The 25,209-nt window shown below is 65.0% G+C and carries 19 protein-coding genes; 15 read left to right on the forward strand and 4 right to left on the reverse strand.

Annotation, left to right across the window (positions count from 1 at the left end; all coding sequences use genetic code 11):
• The first annotated feature begins 144 nt into the window (after positions 1-144).
• Positions 145-3,918, forward strand: coding sequence for an NACHT and WD repeat domain-containing protein (locus R3P93_RS00695; protein WP_317532195.1), 3,774 nt, complete (start codon positions 145-147; stop codon positions 3,916-3,918).
• Positions 3,919-3,936: 18 nt separating this feature from the next.
• Here R3P93_RS00695 and R3P93_RS00700 read toward each other — a convergent pair whose 3' ends face one another.
• The 3 genes from R3P93_RS00700 to R3P93_RS00710 all read right to left on the reverse strand — a co-directional run bounded on the left by R3P93_RS00700 (position 3,937) and on the right by R3P93_RS00710 (position 7,161).
• On the reverse strand, positions 3,937-4,680 hold the full coding sequence (locus R3P93_RS00700) for an aspartate/glutamate racemase family protein (RefSeq protein WP_317532196.1): 744 nt from the start codon (positions 4,678-4,680) through the stop codon (positions 3,937-3,939).
• A gap of 10 nt (positions 4,681-4,690) precedes the next feature.
• A complete protein-coding gene (locus tag R3P93_RS00705) occupies positions 4,691-6,244 on the reverse strand; it encodes an NCS1 family nucleobase:cation symporter-1 (protein ID WP_300514567.1) in 1,554 nt (517 codons plus the stop codon).
• 200 nt (positions 6,245-6,444) lie between these two features.
• On the reverse strand, positions 6,445-7,161 hold the full coding sequence (locus R3P93_RS00710) for a GntR family transcriptional regulator (RefSeq protein WP_300514642.1): 717 nt from the start codon (positions 7,159-7,161) through the stop codon (positions 6,445-6,447).
• A gap of 70 nt (positions 7,162-7,231) precedes the next feature.
• On the opposite strand from R3P93_RS00710, the gene mftE reads away from it, so the two are divergent.
• The 13 genes from mftE to R3P93_RS00775 all read left to right on the forward strand — a co-directional run bounded on the left by mftE (position 7,232) and on the right by R3P93_RS00775 (position 23,263).
• Positions 7,232-7,918, forward strand: coding sequence for a mycofactocin biosynthesis peptidyl-dipeptidase MftE (gene mftE / locus R3P93_RS00715; RefSeq protein WP_149405319.1), 687 nt, complete (start codon positions 7,232-7,234; stop codon positions 7,916-7,918).
• Positions 7,919-8,043: 125 nt separating this feature from the next.
• Positions 8,044-9,441, forward strand: coding sequence for a mycofactocin biosynthesis glycosyltransferase MftF (gene mftF / locus R3P93_RS00720; protein WP_317532467.1), 1,398 nt, complete (start codon positions 8,044-8,046; stop codon positions 9,439-9,441).
• Positions 9,442-9,474: 33 nt separating this feature from the next.
• Positions 9,475-10,938: a mycofactocin dehydrogenase MftG gene (gene mftG / locus R3P93_RS00725; protein WP_394855233.1), complete on the forward strand. Its 1,464-nt coding sequence runs from the start codon at positions 9,475-9,477 to the stop codon at positions 10,936-10,938.
• Between the two features lie 110 nt (positions 10,939-11,048).
• Positions 11,049-11,186, forward strand: coding sequence for a hypothetical protein (locus tag R3P93_RS00730; protein WP_176460347.1), 138 nt, complete (start codon positions 11,049-11,051; stop codon positions 11,184-11,186).
• Positions 11,187-11,295: 109 nt separating this feature from the next.
• Positions 11,296-12,591 (forward strand): sigma-54-dependent transcriptional regulator family protein, encoded by a 1,296-nt coding sequence (locus R3P93_RS00735; RefSeq protein WP_068051494.1) that lies wholly within the window; start codon positions 11,296-11,298, stop codon positions 12,589-12,591.
• Positions 12,592-12,712: 121 nt separating this feature from the next.
• Positions 12,713-14,236, forward strand: coding sequence for an acetaldehyde dehydrogenase ExaC (gene exaC / locus R3P93_RS00740; protein WP_068051492.1), 1,524 nt, complete (start codon positions 12,713-12,715; stop codon positions 14,234-14,236).
• The gene (locus R3P93_RS00745; RefSeq protein ID WP_300514581.1) at positions 14,236-14,775 is read left to right on the forward strand and encodes a DUF779 domain-containing protein; all 540 of its coding nucleotides are present in this window, start codon (positions 14,236-14,238) and stop codon (positions 14,773-14,775) included. Before exaC ends, R3P93_RS00745 begins: the two co-directional genes overlap by 1 nt.
• 80 nt (positions 14,776-14,855) lie before the next feature.
• Entirely contained in the window at positions 14,856-15,839 is a 984-nt protein-coding gene (locus R3P93_RS00750) for a cation diffusion facilitator family transporter (protein WP_317532197.1), read from the forward strand.
• Positions 15,840-15,975: 136 nt separating this feature from the next.
• Positions 15,976-17,430: an ethanolamine permease gene (gene eat, locus R3P93_RS00755; protein ID WP_317532198.1), complete on the forward strand. Its 1,455-nt coding sequence runs from the start codon at positions 15,976-15,978 to the stop codon at positions 17,428-17,430.
• On the forward strand, positions 17,427-18,839 hold the full coding sequence (locus R3P93_RS00760; RefSeq protein ID WP_317532199.1) for an ethanolamine ammonia-lyase subunit EutB: 1,413 nt from the start codon (positions 17,427-17,429) through the stop codon (positions 18,837-18,839). Before eat ends, R3P93_RS00760 begins: the two co-directional genes overlap by 4 nt.
• Entirely contained in the window at positions 18,836-19,612 is a 777-nt protein-coding gene (gene eutC, locus R3P93_RS00765) for an ethanolamine ammonia-lyase subunit EutC (RefSeq protein WP_317532200.1), read from the forward strand. Before R3P93_RS00760 ends, eutC begins: the two co-directional genes overlap by 4 nt.
• Before the next feature lie 56 nt (positions 19,613-19,668).
• A complete protein-coding gene (locus tag R3P93_RS00770; protein WP_317532201.1) occupies positions 19,669-21,303 on the forward strand; it encodes an AMP-binding protein in 1,635 nt (544 codons plus the stop codon).
• 13 nt (positions 21,304-21,316) lie between these two features.
• Complete coding sequence (locus R3P93_RS00775; RefSeq protein ID WP_317532202.1) at positions 21,317-23,263, forward strand: acetoacetate--CoA ligase; 1,947 nt, start codon at positions 21,317-21,319, stop codon at positions 23,261-23,263.
• Here R3P93_RS00775 and R3P93_RS00780 read toward each other — a convergent pair.
• On the reverse strand, positions 23,239-23,694 hold the full coding sequence (locus R3P93_RS00780; protein WP_317532203.1) for an acyl-CoA thioesterase: 456 nt from the start codon (positions 23,692-23,694) through the stop codon (positions 23,239-23,241). The genes R3P93_RS00775 and R3P93_RS00780 overlap by 25 nt on opposite strands.
• Before the next feature lie 52 nt (positions 23,695-23,746).
• On the opposite strand from R3P93_RS00780, the gene R3P93_RS00785 reads away from it, so the two are divergent.
• A complete protein-coding gene (locus tag R3P93_RS00785; protein WP_317532204.1) occupies positions 23,747-25,204 on the forward strand; it encodes an amidohydrolase in 1,458 nt (485 codons plus the stop codon).
• Positions 25,205-25,209: the final 5 nt, after the last annotated feature.

A 25,209-nucleotide genomic window follows, 5' to 3' on the forward strand; every position in this document is an offset into this window, starting at 1 on the left:
ACGAGCATGTCCGTACAAGGTCAATACGGACGGCCACGGACTCCGTACGAGCGTCATTCAAACGCATCAATTTGCTGTTCGTGCAGCTCAGCGCGACGCTCGAGTGCCTCTTTCGAGGTTTTCCCGGTTCTATAGTTCTCGCTCATGACCATCGACCGTCCGGATCCTTCGTCGATCACGGACCGCACGGAATTCGCGGCAGCATTGCGTGCGATCCGGACCGAGGCGGGTGCCACGGTCCGAGAGATCGTCGAGCGTTCCGGTGGCTTGCACGGCACCATCAGTGGCTGGTTCTCCGGACATCACGTCCCGACCAAAGCCAGCGCCGAAATGTTCGCTGCCGTACTGATCGCATGCGGCGTCGCCGACGAGGACGAGCGCGCCCTGTGGTGGGACGCGGTGTCGAGGGTGCGGTCGATCCCGGGCAGGCGGACCGTCGATCTGGTGAAGGGCGACCCTCCGTACAAGGGTCTCGAGGCGTTCGAGCCGGCCGATGCAGAGTGGTTCTTCGGACGTGACGACGTGATCGAGCGTCTGAGCACGCGCGTCCGGGAAGCCCTCGGCTCCGGTGGAGGCATCGTGTTCGTCGTCGGTGCTTCGGGCTCCGGTAAGTCCTCGCTCCTGCGTGCCGGGCTGGCATCGAGATTTACCGGTTCGGAAGTCCATTCCGGCGTCGGCGATATTCGTGCCTTCCCCGAGCGAGCCGAATCCTTTGCGCCGGGATCGGTTCTCGTCCTCGATCAGGCCGAGGAGTTGTGGACACTGGCGACACCGCTCGAGCGCGAGAACTTTCTGCGTGCGGCAGCGGCGTTGCCGAGCGCGGGGTCGGTTCTCGTGGTCGGACTGCGGGCGGATTTCTACCAGAACGCCGTGTCCGAGGACGCGCTGCTCGCCGGCCTGTCCGACAACCCGGTGGTTGTCGGACGTCTCACCGAGTCACAACTGCGGGAGGTCATCGTGTCGCCTGCCGCGAAGGCGGGTGTCTCCGTCGAGGCCGCCCTCGTGCAGGTCTTGGTCGGCGAATTGGGTCCACGCGGATCGCAGTTCGCCCACGACTCCGGTGCCCTGCCGCTGCTGTCCCATGCCCTGCTCACCACGTGGCAGGTGTCGAGCGGCAGAACGTTGACTGTCTCGGACTACCTCGCAACCGGCGGGATCGGCGGTGCCGTGGGGCAGAGCGCCGAGGAAGTGTTCTCGGCTTTGACCGTCGAACAGCAGCGCGAGACACGGCGCATCTTCATGCGGTTGGTCAATCTCGACGACGAGGTCGTCACTCGTCGCCGCGTCGATCGCGTGGAGCTGTTCAACGGAGACGAGAACGCGGTCGCGGTCACCGACGTCGACATCGTCGTCGAACGGTTTGCCGCACGCAGACTGCTGACCGTCGGAGAAGAGACCGTCCAGATCACCCACGAGGCGTTGCTGACGGCGTGGCAGCGGCTGCGCGAGTGGCTCGACGACGATCGTCAGTGGCTCGTCGAGCACCGTCGACTCACCCAGGCCGCAGAACTGTGGGAGAACAACGATCGCGACGACGGTTCGTTGCTGCCGGAATCGAGGTTGGCGCTGGTGCAGGAATCCCTCGGTCCGGTACGTCGGCGAGATCTCAACTCGGTGGAGAGGCGCTACCTCGACGCGAGTGCGAACCGAATCGAGCAACAGAACCGAAGCGACCGACGTCGGCGACGCACCCTCGAAACGCTCGTCACTGCACTCGCGCTGCTGACCGTACTGGCTGTGACACTGGCAGTGACCGCGTTCGTTGCTCGGTCGGACGCGAACAACCGACGGGTCGAGGCCGAGCGCGCGGAGGCAGAGGCTGTCTCACGTCAGATCGCCGGTGTCGCAGAGCAATTGAGGAGTCAAGATCCCGGGCTGGCGGCATATTTCGCGTTGGCGTCGTACGAGGTGGACCGCACGACGGAGGCGCGATCGTCACTGCTCGACTCGTCCGCGATCCATACTCCTGCGCGGCTGCTCGGAGTGGAGGGCGGGGCGGTGACCGCGGTCGACCCGCGCGGAAACATCGTGGCGACAGCCGGTTCCGACGGACACGTGCGGATGTGGTCGCTCGCAGACGGGCACGCGAAGCTCGGTGAAATTGTCTTGCGTGACGCCCGGGTGTTGATTTTCGATCCGCAGGGGAGCGTGCTCGCTGTGGGAGGATCGTACGGCGTCGAGCTGTGGGATGTGGCGAACCCGTCGGCACCGATGTTGTTGTCGCGCATCGACGCAACTGGCGTCAGTAGCCTGTCGTACTCTCCCGACGGCCGGCTGCTCCTCGTCGGAACCCAAGATGACACACTGCCTCTCCTCGACGTTGCAGAACCCACCGCGCCGCGCACGATAGGTGGAGTCTCTCAACCCGGTTCGTCGACGGCAACGGAGTTCAGCCCGGACGGCCGGTTCCTGGTGACGGCGGGTCCGGGACGTGCGATGAGATTGTGGGACGCGACCCGGCTGGCCGTTCCTGCTGCAGCCCAGTCCGTTCCACTGCTCGACGTCCCCTCGGACGGGTCGAGCTACACCGCGCTACAGCTGGCATTCTCTCCCGACGGCACCACGTTGATCGCGGGTACCACCGGTCGCGAGGTTCTACGCTGGGCGGTCGACGGCGGTCGGCTGACTGCACTACCGGCGTTGACTGGATTCACCAGTTACGTCAACGACGTCGCGTTCAGCGGGGACGGGGTGTTGATCGCTGCGGCGAGTTCGGACAACACCACGAAGGTGTGGGACGCCGCCTCGGGAACGCTGCAACGGACGCTGCCCGGCCCGGTCCAGGTCACTTCGCTCGCGTTCTCACCGGATCGCTCGTCGATCGTGACGGCCAGTGGCGATGGCATCACGCGGATCTGGCCACTTCCCGGACCGGCCCTGGTCGATGCCGGCGACACGATCTATCAGAACCCCATCGGTGCGTCGGACACCCGGATGCTCGTCGGTGCCGGCAGCCGAGCCCCGGCCACGATCGTCTGGGACGTCACGGATGTGGAGCATCCGGTGGCGTCGGCACCGTTGGTGATCGGCGACGGTGCCCAGCAGACGGGGGCGGTAGCACTGACCGCCGACGGCACCCGTGCTGCTGTGGGTACCACCACCGGTGGATTTCAGCTCTGGGACACAACCGATCTCACCGATCCGGTCGCCCTCGGTGGCATTCGGGAGGCAACGACCAGCTTGACTGCGGGGCTGGTCTTCGACGGAACGGGATCGCTTCTGGTCGTCTCCGGCCAGAACTCGAACGACGTGTCGTTGTGGTCGCTGGCGGACCCAACGACCCCGCGAGCGTTGTCGACCCTGGAGGCGGGTAACTACCCCGCGGGTATGGCGCTGTCGCCCGACGGTTCGGTACTCGTCATCGCCAGTGTCGGTGGCGTGGTCGAACTGTGGGACATCGCCGACCCCACCGATCCGCGTCGAAGGACCACGTTGGGCGGTTTCGGAAGTGACGTCCAGGCCGTGGCCATCTCACCGGAGGGGCGAATCCTCGCCGCCGGGAGTGCGGATCGCTCGATCCGACTGTGGGACATGGTGAATCCGGACAACCCACAGCACCTGTCTCGTATCGTCGGGCCGTCCAGCCCGATCTGGTCGCTCTCGTTCGATCCATCCGGTACGAGGCTGGCCGCCGGTGACGGGGGATCGACGCTGTGGCTGTGGAACGTGGGCGACCGCTACGCACCCGAGGAGTATGCCGCCCTCACCGCGTACGGCCAGCGTGTCTACACCGCGGTGTTCGGCGCGGCCGGACAGGTGCTCTTCGGCGGCGGCACGGGCCGCGATGTCCGCGTGTGGCGCACCGAGCCGGATGAAGTCCGCAGTCGCCTGTGCGAATCCGGGGGCTCGGTGGCCACCGAGGCCGAATGGGCCCGCTATCTGCCCGGGGTGCCGTATCGGCAGTTGTGCGAGACCTGATCGATCGCGGAGCCAGGGCTAAGGATCAGGGATCGGTCGGCTGAAACCCTCCAGCATCCCGGTGTAGCGCTTGGGCGGCGGGGCGGCGAATTCGCCGCGCTTTCCGGTACCCAGTCCCAGCGAGATCAGTGACTGCACGAACAGTGTTCCCGCGGCGACGCCGTCGACCACCGGTACGCCGATCTCGGCCGAAATGTGTTGGCACAGATCGGCCATCCCCGCACATCCGAGGACCACGGCATCGCTACCGTCCGTCTCCACGGCGATGCGACACGCCTCGGTGACGATCTTGCGGGCGTCGGGGTCCGTCTCGAGATCGAGGACCGGCAGGTCGCACGCGTGGATGCCGAGGCAGTGGCGTCCGAAGCCGTAGTGGTTCGCCAGATCCTGGGCACGCCCGACGGTGCGTCCGAGTGTGGTGACGACGCTGAAGCCTCGGCCCAGGAAGCTCGCGGCGTGCATGGCCGCCTCGGCGATACCGATGACCGGCCCGGCCGCGAGTTCGCGAGCCGCGTCGATGCCGGGATCACCGAAGCAGGCGATGACGTAGCCGTCGACCCCCTCGGCCTCGCCACTGGCGATCTCGGCGAGAATTCCTGGGACGCTGAGGGCTTCGTCGACATGGCTTTCGATCGAAACTGGCCCCATCGCGGGGCTGACCGCGTCGACGACCGTGCCCGGGCCGACCACGGCCCGGGCACAGTCACCGATCGTTGCGGTCATCGAACTGGTGGTGTTCGGATTGATGACCTTGATGAGCACGGAAGAGATCCTATGCCTTCGCTGGAACGTCGAAGTTGGTGACAGCCAGCTTGGTTCGCGTCGCAAGGAAGTAGTACGTGGCGAATCCGATGCCGCAGCCGATGAACCAGCTGTACTTCGACGCCGTGGACATACCAGCGATCTCCAGGCCGTCGACGGCTCCGTTGAACAGCACGGTGAACATCGCCACCGCTGCGCCCGCGACGGTCGCGTACACCGCCGCCGGGTTGTAGCCCTTCGAGTACCAGTACAGGCCGGTCTTGGACATCGAGAAGAGTTCGTCGACCGCCACGTGCTGCTTACGGATCAGGTAGTAGTCGGCGATCAGGATTCCGAACAGAGGCCCGATGAACGCGCCGAGGGTCTCGAGCGTCAGGTGGATGACCTCGGGATTGTTGTACAGGTTCCACGGGGTGATCAGTACCGAACCGACTGCGGCGATCATGCCACCGGCGCGCCAGCTGATGCGTTGCGGGCTGACGTTGGAGAAGTCGAACGCCGGAGCGATGAAGTTGGCGACGATGTTGATGCCGACCGTTGCGATGGCGAAGGTGAGGGCACCGAGGACGATGGCGAAGGTGCTGTCGATGCGGGCGACCGTCTCGACAGGGTCGGTGATCAGCTCGCCGAACACCGGCAGAGTCAGCGAGGCGGTGACGACAACGAGGATGGAGAACACCAGGAAGTTGACGGGCAGACCGAGGAAGTTGCCCTTCTTGACGGCAGCGTAGGACTTTCCGTATCGAGAGAAGTCACCGAAGTTGAGCATCGGACCGGAGAAGTACGAGACGACGAGCGCAATGGCTCCCAGCATGACGGGAACGGCGCTGAAGCCGGTGTACTCGACATCGCCGAGGGTGAGATCGATTGCGCCCCAGCCGGCTTTCCAGATCAGGTAGCCGCACAGCATGAACATGACGACGTAGACGGCAGGGCCGCAGAAGTCGATGAACTTGCGGATCGACTCCATCCCGCGCCAGAACACCGCAGCCTGAACGACCCAGAGGAACAGGAAACTCGCCCAACCGAGCAGCGACAGTCCGGCGAAACCGTAGTCCGCGGTGACGGCGTACGGAGCCAGAGACGGGAACAGCTTGATCAGCACGATGTCGAGGGCAGCCGATGCCAAGAATGTCTGGATGCCGTACCAGGCCACCGCGATCAGGCCACGGATGATCGCCGGGATGTTGGCACCGAGCACTCCGAACACGCTGCGACAGATGACCGGATACGGAACCCCCGTCACCTGGCTCGGCTTGGCGACCAGATTGCAGAAGAAGTAGACGATCGTGATGCCGACGAGCAACGCGATCAGCACCTGCCAACTGGCCAGCCCGAGCGCGAACAGGCTGCCCGCCGTCACGTAACCGCCGACCGAGTGCACGTCCGACATCCAGAAGGCGAAGAGGTTGTACGAAGTCCAGGTCTGCTTCTTCAGCGGAGCGAGATCCTCGTTGGTCAGCCGCGGGTCATAGCTGTCCTTGATCAGTCCACCACCGACGGGGTGGCCCGCGGCTTCCACGAGATCTCCCGTTTGAGCGGGACCGTGCGCTGTATCTGTCATCGATGCTCCTGACGGCATGGCGTATGAGACGAACGAAGGAGGTGAACGAGCGAATGAGGAAAAGTTAGCGGCGAAGTGTTGCGCACTCGTGACGAGAGCGATATATCTTTTCGGTCGTTCCTGCAGGCTCCACTCCCGTATCTTTTCCGGTCGTTCCTGCAGGCTCCACTCCCGTATCTTTTCCGGTCGTTCCTGTGGCCCTATTCCGACGACGGATCGGCGAACAACCCATGATCGTTCGACAGCGTCGAAATGACCGAATTGAGACGCGTGTGGTGATGCTGCGCGGCGCGCAGCAAGCCCGCGGAATCGCCGGCCAGAAATGCCGCGAGCATTTCGGCGTGATCGCTGTGCAGCGACGCCCTGTCCGACCCGGCGACATGCACCATGGGTTGCACGGGTTCGGTGATGTTCCAGGCGGATTCGAGCATGTGCAGCAATCGATGCATGCGGGACGGACGGGTCAGGGACAGGTGGAACTCACGCGAGAGGCGGTGATATTCTCGCGAGTCGTCCTGGGCCAGCGAGGCCTCGAGTTGACGATTGATCTCGACGATATGGGCCCGGTCGGCCTCGGTGGCGAGCTCGACCGCGGACGGTAGTGCAGCCGTCTCCAATACCTCTCGCACGATGTACATTTCGCGAAGTTCGGCTGCGGTCAACTGCGCAACCGTGTAGCCCAGATTCGGTCGATGATCGACCAGTCCCTCGCCGATGAGTGTCTTGAGGGATTCGCGCACCGGAATTCTGCTCACCCCGAAGAGTTCCGCTACTTCATTGAGTGGAATCGGCGTATTCGGCGGCGCATCGCCGGCAAGAATGACTCGGCGTAACTCTTGCAGAATTGTCGGTTGCGGGCCGCCGGGTGCCGATATCGACAATTGCGAGAGCAATACGGATCGGCGACGGGGTGGCACGAATCGAAGATTATCGTCGCAGTGTTTCGGCGGCGTGACGTCCTCGTTCCATCCGATAGCATCTGCACTCATGGCCACGGACCCCCTCGGTACGCAGTACTGGCCGGACCTGGACGGGTCTCGCACCCTGGTGGTGCCGGTCGGCTCGATCGAGCAGCACGGTCCGCACCTCCCGCTCGATACCGACACTCGTATCGCAACCGCCGTGGCGCACACCATCGCGGATGCTCTCGTGGCCCCCGCGATCGCGTACGGAGCCAGTGGCGAGCACGAGGGATTTCCCGGCACCGTCTCGATCGGGGCCGCAGCTCTCGAATCGGTTCTGGTGGAGTACGGGCGTTCCGCGTGCCGCTGGGCCGAGCGAGTGGTGTTCGTCAACGGACACGGAGGCAACGGCCCCACCGTGCGCTCTGCCGTACTGCTGCTGCGCTACGAGGGCCGCGACGTCGTGTGGTTTCCGTGCGCGATACCGGGAGCAGATGCTCACGCCGGGCGCACCGAAACGTCGTTGCTGCTGCACCTTTCGCCCGAGGTGGTGAACATGAGCAAGGCCGAGGTGGGCAATGTCGCCGACATCGCCGATCTGTTGCCTGCGCTTCGCGTCGACGGCATGGCACCGATCACCGCGAACGGGGTGCTCGGTGATCCCACCGGGGCCGATCCGGAGGAGGGGCGTCGGATGTTCGAGCAGCTCTGCACCCGCGCCGGCGATGCTGTGCAGAGATGGAGTCCCTCCGAGCACGGAGTGATCACATGAACGAGCTCGATGGAATGCCTGCTGAGGGGCCGTCCGACGATTCCGGAAAAACGGGGCATGGGTATGTTCCGTCCGATTTCACGGGTGGCCGACACTTCGGCGTCTCGTCCGCTTACGATCTCCTGATGGGTGAAGGTCGGTTGCCTGACGGCTTCGGGGTGCGAGTCGATCCACGCGTACGCACATTCTCCGAAGGACGAGTCCTGATCGGTGGTTCACCGACACGCATGCTCAAGCTCGCACCGACGGCAGCGGCGATGATCGGTGACGGTTTCATCGAAGTGACCGACTCGCAGTCCGCTCTCGTCGCTCGCAAACTGCTCGACTCGGGTGTCGGGAACCCGCGCCCGATGTCGATTCCGTCGCCGAGCGACGTCACCGTGGTCGTACCGCTCAAGAACAACGAGGCCGGGTTGGAGCGCTTGATCGCAGCACTCCACGGTCTGCACGTCATCATCGTCGACGACGGGTCGGACGTTCCGGTCGCAGTGCCGCGGGTCTCGTGGAGTGTGGGCAGCGTGACGGTGCTCCGGCACGAGCACTCGCGCGGACCCGCTGCGGCGCGAAACGCGGGATTGCGATGTGCCACAACAGATTTTGTTGCTTTCTTGGACTCGGACGTCGTTCCGCGCAAGGGATGGCTCGAGGTGATGCTGGGGCACTTCTCGGATCCGGCCGTGGCGCTGGTGGCACCCCGAATCGTCGCGCTGGAGCCCGAGGGCAGCGCCTTGGCCAGGTACGAACACGCGCGCTCGTCCCTCGATCTCGGTCGCAGGGAAGCAGCGGTACGCGCAGGCAGCTCGGTCTCCTACGTGCCCAGTGCGGCAATGCTGATTCGTCGGTCGGTGGCGATGGACTGCGAGGGATTCGACGAGTCGATGCACGTGGCCGAGGACGTGGATCTGTGCTGGCGGCTGCAGGAGGCGGGTTGGCGACTGCGCTACGAACCGGTCGCTCACGTCGCGCACGAGCATCGCGTCACCTTCGTCGAGTGGTTCGCCCGCAAGCTGTTCTACGGGACCGGTGCCACCCCGTTGTCGGCACGTCATCCGGGAATGGTGCCGCCCATCGCAATGTCGCCGTGGACGTTGGTCGCGTGTCTGCTCGCCGCGAGTCTGACGAGGATCGGACTCGTCGGTGCCGCCGCCACGCTCGGTGTCACGATCGTTCGCCTGCGCAAGATGTTCGTCGGTCTGGATCAGCCCACGCGGATCGCGGCCATTCTCGCTGCCGAGGGTTTCGTGGCGGGGTTGTGGCAGTTGGCGTCGGCCCTGTGTCGACACTATTGGCCGATCACCCTGCTCGCCGTGCTGCTGTCGAGTCGTATTCGTAGAATAGCGCTGGGATTGGCTGTTGCAGAGGCGTTTTCGGATTGGTACAAGCATCGGGAACTCGGCGGCCTCGACCCTGTGCGGTATGCGTTCTACAAACGTGCCGATGATGTTGCGTACGGCGCAGGCCTGTGGCGCGGTGCACTGTCCGCGCGCAGTATCGACGCGCTCAAGCCCCGCCTGGACGGCTGACGCGGTGCGAGCCGGGCCCGCCCCGCAGACGGTGTGATCGGAATCGGGCACGCGGACGTCATCGTCGTGGGAGGCGGCTCCTGCGGCTGCGTCGTTGCGTCGAGGCTCAGTGAGAATCCGGATCGGTCGGTGCTGTTGCTCGAAGCCGGGCCTGCGTTCTCCGGCGTCGCCGATGTTCCGGCGGCTTTGCTCGACGCGTCGACGCTTCCCATCGGCCCGGGGAGCGAATGGGTGGGAACCTACACGGCCGAACTCGCGTCGGACATGTCTCGGACGATCGCGCGAGGCCGGGTGCTGGGGGGCTCCGGCGCAGTGAACGGCGGTTACTTCATCCGCGCCACGCCGGGCGACTTCGACGCCTGGCCGCAGTCGGTGTGGTCGTTCGATCAGGTGTTGCCGTTCTACATCGCCTCCGAAACCGATCTCGATGTCGAGGCGACCGGTCGGTGGCACGGTTCCCACGGACCGATGCCGGTCTCGCGCACTCACGTGCAGGACCGACATCCCGTGACGGCGGCATTCGTAGAGGCCGCTACGAACGCTGGCTTTCGATTCCATGATGATCTGAACGCTCCCGACGCGGCCGTGGGGGGAGTCGGCGTTGTGCCCTCGAACATCCGCGACGGGGTCCGCGTAAGTGCCGCTCTGGCATATCTGTTGCCGGTCGTCGGAAGGAAGAACCTACGGGTACAGGGGAATACGACGGTCGCGTCGTTGATGTTCAAGGGAAGCAAGGTGATCGGGGTCGAGATCATCGCCGACGGTGTACGCAGTGTCGTCGAGTCCGATACCGTTGTCATCTCGGCCGGCGCGGTGCATACTCCTGCCCTGCTGCTTCGATCCGGCATAGGACCGTCGGAAAGCTCTGCTGCGCTGGGCATTTCGGTCATCGCCGACAGTCCGGGAGTCGGCCAGGGTTTCAGTGACCATCCCGAGGTTGCCGTTCCCGTCGTCACGACGAACGAATTCCCGACGGCATCTCGTGCTCTGGAAGCGGTGCTGCATGCGGGCGACGTGGAGATCAGGCCCTACACCGGAAGATTCGACCGACTCATTTCCGGGCTCCCCGCGGGTCCCCACGTGTTCGGTGTCGGCCTCATGCGCTCGACGGCGCGAGGGAGCATCGCGCTGCGCAGCACGGATCCGTTCGAGGCTCCGGACGTGCGCTACCGCTATCTCGAATCGGAGGGTGATCGGCAGGCGATGCGAGGTGGCGTCGCACTGGTGCGAGATCTGATCGCATCGCCGTCCATGGCCTGCGCTGAAGTCCCTGCGACCGACGACCCTTTCGCGGCACTGGGCACGTCGTTGCACCTGTCCGGTAGCGCCAGGATGGGTCCCGAGTCGGATCCGGGGTCGGTGCTCGACGATCACTGTCGCGTGCGGGGAGTGGACGGAGTCTTCGTGATCGATACTTCGGCGTTCCCGGTGGTGCCCAGCCGCGGCCCGCATGCGACGGCGATCATGTTCGCCGAGCGCGCCGCTGCGTTGATGTGAGTGGAGCAGGCGGACTGACCGGTGGCTGTTGCAGACCACGGTGAGGGTGTTTAGGCGTAGCGTTCGTGGTCTGGGGACCGTTCAGGTTCCCCGATAGATGGGTTACTGCCATGTCGGACAAATCGCCCCGCAACACGATGACCAAGAAATCCGGCAAATCGCTCAAGGACAAGCGCGCAGACAAGCGGGCCAAATCGAGTGGTGACACCAGCAACGACATCATCACCACGGCCGTCAAGAAGAAGTAGGCACTCGGGGTCGGCGCAACCGGCCACGGCCGCGTGCGTCGGCCACGGCTGTATCCTTGCGTGTGAGCTGGGTTACAACGATGTGGACAGGTCACGGAGGAAGCGTCGAATGGCAAGCCGATCGGACAGTGGTGGCAACCCCTGGGTCGCAGTGCGCCCCGGCGAGGACGTCGCTGTGCTCGCGCGCCAGATGTCCAGTGCCCATCAATCTTTCGTCGACGACGTTCGCACCCACGGTTCGGCCGTCCGGTCCGTCGTTCTCGATTCGTGGATGCGCAGCCGAACCAAGGGTGTCGACCCGGACGGTGGCAACGACACTCCTGCGCTGACCGGTGCGGACCTCGAGCGCTACCGCAACGGACACCCGATGGCCATCATCCGCCCGGTGATTCGAAAGCTTCTGGTCGAGGACGCGTCCGACACCGGTTTGCTCGTTGCGATTTCCGATGCCGAGGGACGCCTGCTGTGGGTCGAGGGTGATTCCGCGGCCAAGGACCGAGCACTCGCGATGGACTTCGCCGAGGGGGTCGATTGGAGCGAGGAGAGCAAAGGCACCAACGCCCCCGGCACTGCGCTCGCGGTCGATCACAGCGTGCAGATCTTCGCATCCGAGCACTTCTCGCGGTCGGTGCACGAGTGGAGCTGCTCGGCGGCACCGGTGCACCACCCCACCAGTGGTCACATCCTGGGTGCCATCGACATCACCGGTGGCCCGCGGGTAGCGGTGCCCGAGGTGCTCTCGTTGGTGCGCGCAACGGTCGCCGCTGCTGAATCCGAGCTGCGCCTGCATCTGATGAACTCGCCGAAATCATTGGGCGACACAGCCCCTCGGCTCGAGGTCCTGGGATCGGGACGGCCGGGAGTGGTGCGCGGATCCGGCCGGATACCGCTCTCGCAGCGGCACGCCGAGATTCTGCTTCTGCTCGGTGAGCATCCCGAGGGTCTGAGCTCCGACCACCTCGCCGTGCTGCTCGACGAGCAGGAACTCGACTCGGTCACCATTCGCGCCGAGATGTCGAGGCTGCGCAAGGCCTTCGGTACTGCAGGCCTGGCATCGCGGCCCTACCGGCTGGTCGGCGAGTTGTCCTCCGACGTCGGCGATATCCGACGAGCCCTGGATCGAGGCGACGTCGACGCTGCTCTGCGCATCTACTCGGGCCCGGTGCTTCCCGGGTCGTCCGCGCCGGGAATCGAGGAGATCCGCGAGGAACTGCGGTCTCGGATGCAGGCCGCATTGCTCCGACTCGGAGATCCGGTGCTGCTGGCGCAGTGGACCTCGTCCATCCACGGCCGCACGGACGTCATCGCATGGGAGGCGTACCGGGCCACGCTCAGCCGCGACTCCGCGCTCTACGGGCAGGTCAGTGCGCGTATCGACCTTCTCGACCGCGATCTCGGCATCTGAGGAACCGGTCGCTCCAGGCCGTCCTCGGAATCGGCAACGTAGTTGCAACGTTGCAACCCCTAGTGTCCTGAATCACACACCGCATCAACTGTGAAGCACGTGTCGATCAGGAGGATTTTCAATGTCCGTCTACGCTCGTCCAGGTACCGCCGATTCCGTCATGTCGTTCCAGTCGCGCTACGACAACTGGATCGGCGGCGAGTGGGTACCGCCGGTCAAGGGCCAGTACTTCGAGAACCCGACTCCCGTCACCGGTGAGAACTTCTGCGAGGTCGCCCGTTCCACGTCCGAGGACATCGAGCTCGCGCTCGACGCCGCACATGCCGCGGCCCCCGCATGGGGCAAGACCTCCGCGGCCGAGCGTGCCGTGATCCTGAACAAGATCGCCGACCGCATCGCCGACAACCTCGAGTCCATCGCGCTGGCGGAGTCCTGGGACAACGGCAAGCCGATCCGCGAAACACTGAACGCCGACATCCCGCTGGCCATCGATCACTTCCGATACTTCGCCGGCTGCATCCGCGCGCAGGAGGGATCGCTCTCCGAAATCGACAGCGACACAGTCGCTTACCACTTCCATGAGCCGCTCGGCGTCGTCGGGCAGATCATCCCGTGGAACTTCCCGATCCTCATGGCCGTGTGGAAGCTGGCCCCCGCCCTCGCGGCCGGTAACGCAGTGGTGCTCAAGCCCGCCGAGCAGACCCCCGCGTCGATCCTTCACCTGATCTCGATCATCGGCGATCTGCTGCCTGCGGGCGTGCTCAACATCGTCAACGGATTCGGCGTCGAGGCAGGCAAGCCGCTGGCATCGAGCCCGCGTATCTCCAAGATCGCGTTCACCGGCGAGACCACCACCGGCCGCCTGATCATGCAGTACGCGTCGCAGAACTTGATCCCGGTGACCCTCGAGCTCGGTGGCAAGAGCCCCAACGTCTTCTTCTCCGACGTGCTGCAGGCCAACGACGACTACCAGGACAAGGCGCTGGAGGGCTTCACGATGTTCGCCCTCAACCAGGGTGAAGTGTGCACCTGCCCGTCGCGCTCGCTGATCCAGGCCGATATCTTCGACGAGTTCCTCGCCCTCGCAGCCATCCGTACCAAGGCTGTGCGACAGGGAGATCCGCTCGACACCGAGACCATGATCGGCGCACAGGCCTCGAACGATCAGCTCCAGAAGATCCTGTCGTACATCGAGATCGGCAAGGGCGAGGGCGCACAGGTCGTCACCGGCGGCGAGCGTGCACAGCTGGGCGGCGACCTCAACGGCGGCTACTACATGCAGCCCACGATCTTCACCGGCAAGAACAACATGCGCATCTTCCAGGAAGAGATCTTCGGCCCGGTCGTCTCGGTCACGTCGTTCACCGACTACGACAACGCCATCGAGATCGCCAACGACACCCTGTACGGGCTCGGCGCAGGCGTCTGGTCGCGGGACGGCGGCATTGCCTACCGCGCCGGCCGCGATATCCAGGCCGGTCGTGTGTGGACCAACACGTATCACCAGTACCCCGCGCACGCGGCCTTCGGTGGTTACAAGCAGTCGGGTATCGGCCGCGAGAACCACAAGATGATGCTCGATCATTACCAGCAGACCAAGAACCTGTTGGTCAGCTACGCGCAGAAGGCACAGGGCTTCTTCTGATGAATGCCCCTCGGCCGCCTGCGCGGCTGAAGACCACCGTCGAGGCGATGGACCTGCTCCGTCGCCTCGGCGGTATCCACGGCGAACTGATGATGCATCAGTCCGGGGGATGCTGTGACGGGTCGTCGCCGATGTGTTATCCCGCAGGCGAATTCATCGTCGGCGACCGGGACGTTCTTCTGGGGTACATCGACCTCAGGCTCGGGGTCGGCGAGGTCCCACAGGATCTCCCGAGCGGGAGCGACGGTGTACCGGTGTGGATTTCGGGGTCTCAATTCCAGGCGTGGAAGCACACGCAACTCGTGCTCGACGTGGTTCCCGGCCGCGGCGGTGGGTTCTCGCTCGAATCGCCCGAGGGAGTGCGCTTCCTCAGCCGCGGACGTGCGTACACCGCCGAGGAGAACGACATCCTCGCCGAGCACCCACCGCTCGTGGGCGTCGACTGGGAAGAAGGCCGACGGCCGGAGATCCCCGACGATCCCCTGGTGGTCGCCGAGGCCGTCGACGCATGTCCCGTTCCCGGGATGCTCCAGGGCTGAATGCCTGCGGCAGTGGTGCGGCTGAGAGCCCCAGGCGGCACTCAACCGCACCACTGCGCGCAGCGCATACAGTGCAAACGATGAAGAGCGCACCGAAGTCCGACCACGTCGAGGGTGACGAGAGCCTGCGCACCGTGGTCATCGCTTTCGTCGCCAACCTCGGCGTCGCGATCGCGAAGACCTTTGCAGCGGTGTTCACCGGATCTGCGTCGATGGTTGCCGAAGCCGCGCACTCGTGGGCCGATACCGGGAACGAGATCTTTCTGCTCGTCGCCAATCGCCGGGGATCGCGCGGACCGGACGATCGACGGCCTCTCGGGTACGGGCGGGAGACCTACTTCTGGTCGACTCTCGCAGCGGTCGGACTCTTCGTCGCCGGTGCGGCGGTGTCGGTGTGGCACGGCATCACCTCGCTGTTCGCCGGCGAATCGAGCAGCGAGAACTACCTTGTCGCATACGTGGTGCTCGGCATCGCATTTCTGCTCGAGGGAGTCTCGTTTCTGCAATCGGTTCGACAGATTCGCGGCGAGGCCGCCGAGTACCACAGAGACTTTCTCGATTACGCGCTCGAGACCTCGGATCCGACGCTGCGCGCAGTGTTCGCAGAGGACAGTGCCGCGTTGATCGGCATCGTGATCGCCGGTGCCGGAATCGGATTACACCAACTCACCGGTAACGCCGCCTTCGACGCCATCGGGTCCATTCTCGTGGGGATACTGCTCGGAATCGTCGCGTTCGTTCTGATCGATCGAAACCGCCGATTCCTCACCGGTGAACCGGGTTCGAGGGCATTATGGAATGCGGTGGTGCAGCGGATCGAGCAACTCCCCGAGGTGGCGTCGGTCAGGTTCGTTCGCATCGAGTTCGTCGGTCCCAAACAGATCTATGTGGTGGCGAGTGTCGACCTCGTCGGTGATTTCGCAGAATCACGCATCGCACACACGCTCCGGCGACTGGAGCGTGAGTTGGAAACCAACAGAGCTGTGGTGGACGCGGTATTGACAGTCGCCGAACCGGACGAGGGCGACATCGGTGACGTCAACGCCGTGGGGCACCAGTCGTAATTTGCCCGTCATTCATCGATGACGCGGCGCTTACATCACGGGCCTATCGTGAACCGATTCGCGCGCCACACCTGTTGTGAATCGTCCCCTCGGGCGTGACCGTCGTCCCGAGAGTAAAGGCTACGAGAGGCTTGTCATGTCCGTAGTAGACCCCCAGTCGTCTCCTCCGAAATCGGGCTCCCACGAGAGCACTCAGTCACACGTCGAGGGCGGTGACTACCTGGCCAAACGAACCCTGAAGAAGGGGACGGCAGGCTGGGTCCTGCTGGCGGGCCTCGGAGTCAGCTACGTCATCTCCGGCGACTATTCCGGGTGGAACCTCGGGCTCGCCGAGGGTGGTTTCGGTGGTCTGCTCATCGCGGCGATCATCATCGCGGGCATGTACCTGGCCATGGTGCTCGGCATGGCCGAGATGTCCTCGGCGCTGCCCGCCGCGGGTGGTGGCTACACCTTCGCGCGCCGTGCTCTCGGCCCGTGGGGCGGATTCGCCACCGGCACAGCGATTCTCATCGAGTACGCCATCGCGCCCGCCGCCATCGCGACGTTCATCGGTGCCTACGTCGAGTCCCTCGGGCTGTTCGGAATCACCGACGGGTGGTGGGTCTACCTGGTGGTCTATGCGGTGTTCATCGGAATCCATCTGTCCGGCGCAGGCGAAGCCCTCAAGATCATGTTCGTCATCACCGCGATCGCCTTGGTCGGACTCATCGTGTTCGCCATCGCCGCCATCGGACAATTCGACGCGAGCAACCTGACCGATATCGCGCCCACCGACGCGGCCGGAGCCTCGGGATTCCTGCCGTTCGGCTACCTCGGCATCTGGGCTGCCGTCCCGTTCGCCATCTGGTTCTTCCTCGCGATCGAAGGTGTTCCGCTGGCCGCAGAAGAGGCCAAGGACCCGACCAAGAACGTCCCGCGCGGCATCATCGCCGCGATGGGTGTGCTGCTCGTGACCGGTGCCGTCGTGCTGTTCCTGGTGACCGGAGCCGGCGGGGCCGACGCCGTCAAGGAATCGGGCAACCCGTTGGTCGAAGCCCTCGGGGACGGAACAGCGAGCAAGATTGTCAACTACATCGGCCTGGCCGGATTGGTCGCGTCCTTCTTCTCGATCATGTACGCGTACTCGCGTCAGCTCTTTGCGCTCTCGCGTGCCGGGTACCTACCGAAGACTCTGTCCATCACCAACTCTCGCAAGGCACCGACGCTCGCCTTGATCGTCCCCGGCGTCATCGGCTTCCTGCTCTCGCTGACCGGCCAGGGCGGAATGTTGCTGAACATGGCCGTGTTCGGGGCGGCGCTGAGCTACGTTCTGATGATGGTCAGCCACATCGTGCTCCGTCGCAACGAGCCGAACATGGAACGCCCGTACCGAACCCCCGGCGGCGTCGTGACCACCGGATTCGCGTTGATCATCGCGGCGCTCGCCGTCGTCGCCACGTTCGTCGTCGATTCCACTGCGGCACTGTGGTGCCTGGGAGTGTTCGTGGCGTTCATGGCCTACTTCGGCATCTACAGCAGGCATCATCTCGTCGCGAATTCGCCGGACGAGGAGTTCGCCGCACTGGCCGAGGCCGAGGCCGAACTGGAATGACGATCTACACCCAGCAGGTCTCGGGCACCACCTACACGTTCGACGGTCTCGTCGACCTGATGGCCAAGGCAACCCCGCTGCGATCGGGTGACGAATTGGCCGGTTGCGCAGCCGAATCGGATGCCGAACGGGCTGCTGCGCAGTGGGCGCTGTCCGAGGTGTCACTGGATGTCTTCCTACACGATCTGCTCGTGCCGTACGAGAGTGACGAGGTCACTCGGCTCATCATCGATTCACACGACCGCCTCGCCTTCGGAGCGGTGTCGCACCTGACCGTCGGCGGCCTGCGGGACTGGCTTCTCCAGGTCACCGCCAGGCCGGACGCGGCCGCGACGTTGCGGTCGGTGGCCGCCGGACTGACTCCGGAGATGGTGGCAGCAGTCAGCAAGATCATGCGAAACCAGGATCTCATCGCGGTGTCTCGAGCCGTGCAGGTGACGTCGGCTTTTCGTACGACGGTGGGACTGCCCGGAACACTCACCACCCGGCTCCAACCCAATCACCCGACGGACGACCCCCGCGGAATCGCCGCGGCCACGCTCGACGGGTTGCTGCTCGGATCGGGTGATGCGGTCATCGGGATCAACCCGGCGACCGACTCGCCTCAGGCGACGGCCGAACTGCTGCACCTGCTCGACGAGATCCGGCAGCGCTTCGAGATTCCCACACAATCGTGCGTGCTCTCGCACGTGACGACGACGATGGAACTGATCGACAAGGGCGTTCCGGTCGATCTGGTGTTCCAATCCATCGCGGGCACCGAAGGAGCCAATTCGAGCTTCGGAGTGAACATTCCGCTGCTTCGGCAAGCCAACGAGGCCGGCCGATCGCTGCACCGCGGAACCGTCGGGAACAACGTCATGTATCTCGAAACAGGCCAGGGTTCGGCGTTGTCGGCGGGCGCGCACATCGGTACCGGCGACCGCCCCGTCGATCAGCAGACCCTCGAAACGCGTGCGTATGCGGTGGCCCGCGATCTCGAGCCGCTGCTGATCAACACCGTCGTCGGATTCATCGGGCCCGAGTACCTCTACGACGGCAAACAGATCATCAGGGCGGGCCTCGAAGATCACTTCTGCGGCAAGCTGCTGGGACTGCCGATGGGTGTCGACGTCTGCTACACCAACCATGCCGAGGCCGACCAGGACGACATGGACACCCTGCTGACGCTCCTGGGTACCGCCGGGGTCGCGTTCGTGATCGCGGTGCCGGGTGCCGACGACGTCATGCTCGGCTACCAGTCGTTGAGCTTTCACGACGTGCTCTACGTTCGGCAGGTTCTCGGTCTGCGACCCGCACCGGAATTCGAGTCGTGGCTCTCCCGACTGGGCATGGTGGACGCCGACGGCAGAGTCCTCGACGTCGATGCCGCGGGATCGCCGCTGCGCGCGTTGATGAGTGCGCGATGAGCACGCCAGCGGAACGACCGGAAACAGAGTTCTGGGGCGAGTTGCGCGCGATGACGCAGGCTCGAATCGGGTTGGGCCGCATCGGTGATTCGTTGCCGACCACGCGGGTGCTCGAGTTTCGCTCGGCGCATGCTGCGGCGCGCGATGCTGTGCACATGCCGCTCGAGGTCGAGGAGTTCGTGGGCCGGGTCGAGCAGGTCGGTCTCGGTGCGCCGTCGGTGGTGACGTCGTTGGCGACGAGTCGCGCGGAGTATCTACGACGGCCCGATCTGGGTCGGCAGCCGGAAGATCTGTCTGCGATCACGCTGTCGGAGGACGAGATCGGCATCGTGTTGAGCGACGGGTTGTCCCCGCGCGCACTCGCCGATCACGGTGTGCCGATGCTGGAGGCGTTGAAAGCCGAACTGGCCGATCGCTATTCGATAGCAGCCCCGGTGATCGCGACCGAGGCGCGGGTGGCGCTGGGTGATCACATCGCGGCGGCGATGGGTGTGCGGACGGTGCTGGTGCTGATCGGGGAGCGTCCGGGTTTGTCGGTCGCCGACAGTCTCGGTATCTATCTGACGCATCTGCCGAAACCCGGGTGCACCGACGCCGATCGCAATTGCATCTCCAACATCCACCCGCCGGAAGGGCAGGGGTATGCGCAGTCGGCACGAATCGTGGCCGGTCTGTTGGCCGGTGCCAGGAAGCTCGGGCGGTCGGGTGTGGCGTTGAAGGACACCTCGCGAGCCGATGTGCTCGAGGCGACCGAGGCCCTCACCCTGGAGTGACATCACCCCTATCCGGGGGGTGGCCGAGGGTGACGGCGGTCACTACCGTGGGGTTCATGGACAGTTATTCTTCCGGTGCGTCCGACACAGCGGTGCTGGACGACACGATCGGCGCAAATCTGGATCGAACTGCGGCGCGGTACTCGGAGCGTGATGCGTTGATCGATGTTGCGTCCGGGCGGCGGTGGACCTACTCGGAGTTCGTCGCCGACGTCGATCTGTTGGCGGCCGGGTTGCTCGTGGCCGGAGTCGAGGTGGGGGACCGCGTCGGAATCTGGGCACCGAACTGCCCGGAATGGGTTCTGGCGCAGTATGCGACGGCCAAGATCGGCGCGGTGTTGGTCAACATCAATCCCGCGTATCGCTCGCACGAGTTGCAGTTCGTGTTGAAGCAGGCCGGGGTGTCGGTGTTGTTGTCGGCCACGGAGTTCAAGGGTTCGAACTACGCGGCGATGATCGACGACGTGCGTCCCGAGGTGGAATCCCTGCGTGAGGTGCTGTTCATCGGGAGCATCCAGTGGGAAGCGATGACCGATCGCGGGCATCGAGCGCTGGCGAAGACTCCGCGCATGATCACCGATGTGTCCGAGCGGCTCCGCTGCGACGACGCCATCAACATCCAGTACACCTCGGGGACAACGGGTTTTCCCAAGGGTGCAACGCTGAGTCATCGAAACATCCTCAACAACGGATTCTTCGTCGGCGAGCTCTGCCATTACACCGCCGAGGACCGAGTGTGCATTCCGGTGCCGTTCTACCACTGCTTCGGCATGGTGATGGGCAATCTCGCGTGCACGTCGCACGGCGCAGCGATGGTGATTCCCGGACCCGCGTTCGATCCGGTCGCGACGTTGACGGCCGTCGCCACGGAGAAGTGCACGTCGCTCTACGGAGTCCCGACGATGTTCATCGCAGAACTGGCACTGGAGAACTTCGAGGATTTCGACCTCGGCAGTCTGCGTACCGGCATCATGGCCGGATCGCCGTGCCCCACCGAGGTGATGAAGCAGGTGATCGAGCGGATGGGGATGGCCGAGGTGTCGATCTGTTACGGCATGACCGAGACTTCTCCGGTGTCGCTGCAGACTCGGAGCGAGGACTCCATCGAGCAACGGGTGTCGACCGTCGGACGCGTCGGTCCGCACCTCGAGGTGAAGATCGTCGATCCGATCGAGGGCAGCACACTGCCGCGTGGGGAGGCGGGCGAGCTGTGCACGCGCGGGTATTCGGTGATGTTGGGCTACTGGGAGCAGCCGGAGAAGACCGCCGAGGCCATCGACGACGAGGGGTGGATGCACACCGGCGACATCGGGGTGATGGACCACGACGGCTACGTGGCGATCACCGGACGGATCAAGGACATGGTGATTCGCGGCGGCGAGAACATCTATCCCCGCGAAGTGGAGGAGTTTCTGTACACCCATCCCGACGTCCTCGACGCGCAGGTGATCGGTGTGCCCGACCCGAAGTACGGCGAAGAGCTGATGGTGTGGATCCGGATGAAAGACGATGCTGCGCCGCTCGATTCGGCAGCGGTGCGTGAGTTCTGCGACGGGCGGTTGGCGCACTACAAGATCCCGCGGTACGTGCACGTGGTCGACGAGTTCCCGATGACGGTGACCGGCAAGGTGCGCAAGGTGGAGATGCGCGAGCGATCGCTCGGCCTGATCGAACAGCTGCCCTTCGGCTGACATACTCGCTTCCATGACCAGAGCGCTGTGGACGCCGACGGATTCCGACCTCGCCGAGGCTCGGGTGACCGAGTTCGCGCGCTTCGTCGAGCGACGTCACGATGTGCTTCTCCCGGACTACCTCGCTCTGTGGCGATGGTCGACCACCGAGCTGGAGCTGTTCTGGCGAGCGGTGTGGGACTTCTTCGAGGTTCGCTCCTCCAGCGTGCCGACAACGGTGCTCGCGGAGCGCACGATGCCTGGCGCACAGTGGTTTCCGGGTACGGAACTGAACTACGTAGACCACGTGACTCGGCACGCTCGACCCGGTCGCGCTGCGATCGTGCACGCCCGCGAAGACGGTTCGACGCGGACCGTGACGTGGGAGGAGATGATCGATCAGGCCGGGGCGCTGGCGGGGACGTTGGCCGGTGCGGGAGTTCGACGCGGCGACCGCGTCGTCGGGTATCTGCCCAACGTCCCCGAGGCGGTGATCGCGTTTCTGGCGACCGCGAGTCTGGGTGCGGTGTGGTCCGCGTGCGGGCAGGACTACTCGGCCTCGGCAGCGCTCGATCGTCTGGGGCAGCTCGAACCCACGGCACTGATCACGGCCGACGGGTACGTCTACGGAGGGAAGTTCCGAGACAAGGCCGCCGATGTCGACGCGCTCACGACCGGGCTGCCGACGCTACGGCTGGTGGTGACGGTCGGCGAGGCGTCGGGAAGTGCAGTGAGCTGGTCTGCCGCAACAGTGCAGAGCCGTGAGTTGGAACCGGTCGCAGTGCCGTTCGATCATCCACTGTGGGTCGTGTTCTCCTCCGGTACCACCGGTCTACCCAAGGGCATCGTGCACGGCCACGGCGGCGTGGTGCTCGAACATCTCAAATCCGTTGCCCTGCACTCCGATCTGGGGCCCGAGGACGTGTTCTTCTGGTACACCAGCCCCAGCTGGATGATGTGGAACTTTCAGGTCGCCGGTCTGCTGGTCGGTTCCACGATCGTGTGCGCCGACGGCAATCCCGCATTTCCGACGCCTGATGCATTGTGGGACATCGCCGCTCGGCTGGGCGTGACCTATCTCGGCACCAGCCCCGGGTACGTACTCGCATGCATCAAGGCCGACGCACATCCGGGCTCCGATCACGATCTCTCGGCACTGCGGGCCGTCGGGATCACCGGGTCCGCGATGCCTGCGACGTCGTCGATCTGGTTGTCGGAGAACATCGGAGCCCATGTGCCGGTCTTCTCCATCTCCGGTGGCACCGATGTGGTGTCGGCGTTCGCCGGGGGAGTGCGGACCGCGCCGGTCTGGGCGGGGGAGCTGTCGGTGCCGTTCCTCGGCGTCGCGCTGGACGCCTACGACGAGGACGGCCACGCAGTCCGTGGCACCGTCGGTGAACTGGTCGTCACCGAGCCGATGCCGTCGATGCCGCTGTACTTCTGGAACGACGCGGACGGATCTCGTTACCGAGAGGCGTACTTCGAGACCTATCCGGGAATCTGGCGGCACGGCGACTGGATCACCAGGACCGATCGCGGCAGTGTGCTCGTCCACGGCCGGTCGGATTCCACGCTCAACCGCAACGGAATTCGTATGGGGAGCGCTGACATCTATCAGGCCGTCGAATCGCTGGACGAGGTCACCGAGGCGCTCGTTCTGGGCATCGAGCTACCCGACGGCGGATACTGGATGCCGCTGTTCGTGGTGGTCCCGGGCGGCGCGACCGACGAGTTGGGTGAACGCATCCGATCCGTCATCGGAACCCAGGTGTCGCCGCGACACGTTCCCGACGACGTCATCGCCACGCCCGCGGTGCCCCACACTCGAACCGGGAAGAAACTCGAAGTACCGCTCAAACGACTTTTCCAAGGTGCCGCTGCGGCAGGCACCGTCGATGCGAGTGCCGTCGACGACCCGGCGGCGTTGGCGTGGTTCGTCGACCGGGCGGCCGAGTTTCAGCGAGTCCAGCGCGCGAGGTAGGCCTTCTCCTCCGGCGCGATGCGGCGCAGAGTCTCGGCACCGACGTCGACCATCGCCATTCGCGTGGTCGCCACCACCGCGGGCGGCGAATCCGGTGCCGCGCCCGCGGCGCGCACCTCGTACCCGATGGTGAAGTCGACAGCGCGCACCTTCTCGAACCACAGGGTGACGTCGAGTGGACTGTCCGAATGACGGAGCGGCTTCTTGTACGCAATGGTCACGTTGGCGATCAACGCACTCTTGATCAGTGACTCGTTGGCCTCGCCCTCGCTGAGCAGCCATTCGATTCGCGCTTCTTCGAGCAGGGTGACCATCCGTGCATGGTTGATGTGCGCAAAGGCGTCCATGTCGGACCAGCGCACCGTCACGCTCGCGTGATATCCGACGGGACCGGTCTGCTGTGTCTGCATCGCAACAGGCTCTGTCTTCATTGCTAGAGGATGGCATGCGCGCCCGTGAAGTCGACGCTCTAGAGTCCCAGGAGTGATTATCGCCAATGTCGCACTGGATGGTTCCGGCGTGCTCTTCGACATCGAACTGGCAGGGTCGGTCATCGCGGCGATCACCCCCGCAGGTACTCGACGCGCAGCGGGTGACGAGGTGCTCGACGGCGGGGGCGGGGTGGCGCTACCCGGATTCGTGGACTCTCACGTGCATCTGACGCAGTGGGCGGCGGCCCGTAAGCGAATCGACGTCGGGCCGGCGATGTCGGCGGCCGACGCCGTCGCGCTGGTGTACCCCTACGCGCGTACGGCAGGTGAATCCGTGGTGCGCGCCAACGGTTTCCGCGATGCACAGTGGCCGGAGGAGCCACACAAGGACCTGCTAGAGAATGCGCTGCCCGGTGCCCGCGTGGCGATGACGAGCATGGACCTGCACACGCTGTGGCTGAGCCCGGCGTTGCTCGACGACCTGGGTATCGACCACCCCACCGGTGTGTTGCGTGACGTCGACGGCCTCGAAGCGGTCATGGCTCTCGAAGAGCAGGAGGACCCGGCCGAACTCGATCGAGCCGTGCTCGACGCCACCGCGGCACTGGCGGTCCGCGGAGTCACCGGCGTCGTGGATTTCGAGTTCGCCGACAACAAGACGGTCTGGGATCGACGCCTGACGGCCGGCTCTCCCGCGGTACGCGTCGACACGACCGTGTGGCCGCAATGGCTCGACGAAGCACTCGAGCGCGGCGAGCGGACCGGAGACGTCTCGGCTCTGTCGGAACTGATCCGGCGGGGACCACTCAAGGTGATGCTCGACGGCTCGCTCAACACCCGAACCGCGTGCTGCCACGACCGATACCCGGGGATCGAGGGTGACGACGCGTACGGTCTGATGCTCGAGACCCGGGAGGGTCTGTTCGAGCTCGTGTCGCGGGCCTCACGTGGCGGCATCGTTCCGGCGATCCACGCGATCGGTGACCGCGCGAACGGTGTTGCTCTCGATGCGTTCGAGCGCGCCGGTTGCGGTGGTCGAATCGAACATGCGCAACAGATCCTGCCGGAGGACATCACGCGTTTCGCAGCGCTCGGCGTCGCGGCATCGGTGCAGCCGCAGCACGCGATGGCCGATCGCGAGATCGCCGAGGATCTGTGGGCCGGACGGCGCTCGGTGGCGTACGGATACGGAACCTTGCACCGCAGCGGGGCGACGCTGCTGTTCGGTTCCGACGCCCCGGTCAGTCCGCCCGAGCCGTTGGCCGGAGTCGCCGCGGCGGTGTTCCGTACCGACGACGACCGACCCCCGTGGCACCCCGAAGAAGCCGTACCTCTCGAGGTGGCACTGCGGGCGGCGTGCGGTGGCCGCGGGATACTCCGCGTGGGGGATACGGCGGACATCGTCGTTCTCGTCGAGCATCCCGTGCACCGATCGGCACACGATCTGGCCGACACCGAGATCCGAGCGACGATCTGCGCCGGCGCGCTGACCCACGCGTCCGCCGGATAGGCACC

The sequence above is a fragment of the Rhodococcus cerastii genome (assembly GCF_033042195.1).
Lineage (GTDB): Bacteria > Actinomycetota > Actinomycetes > Mycobacteriales > Mycobacteriaceae > Rhodococcoides.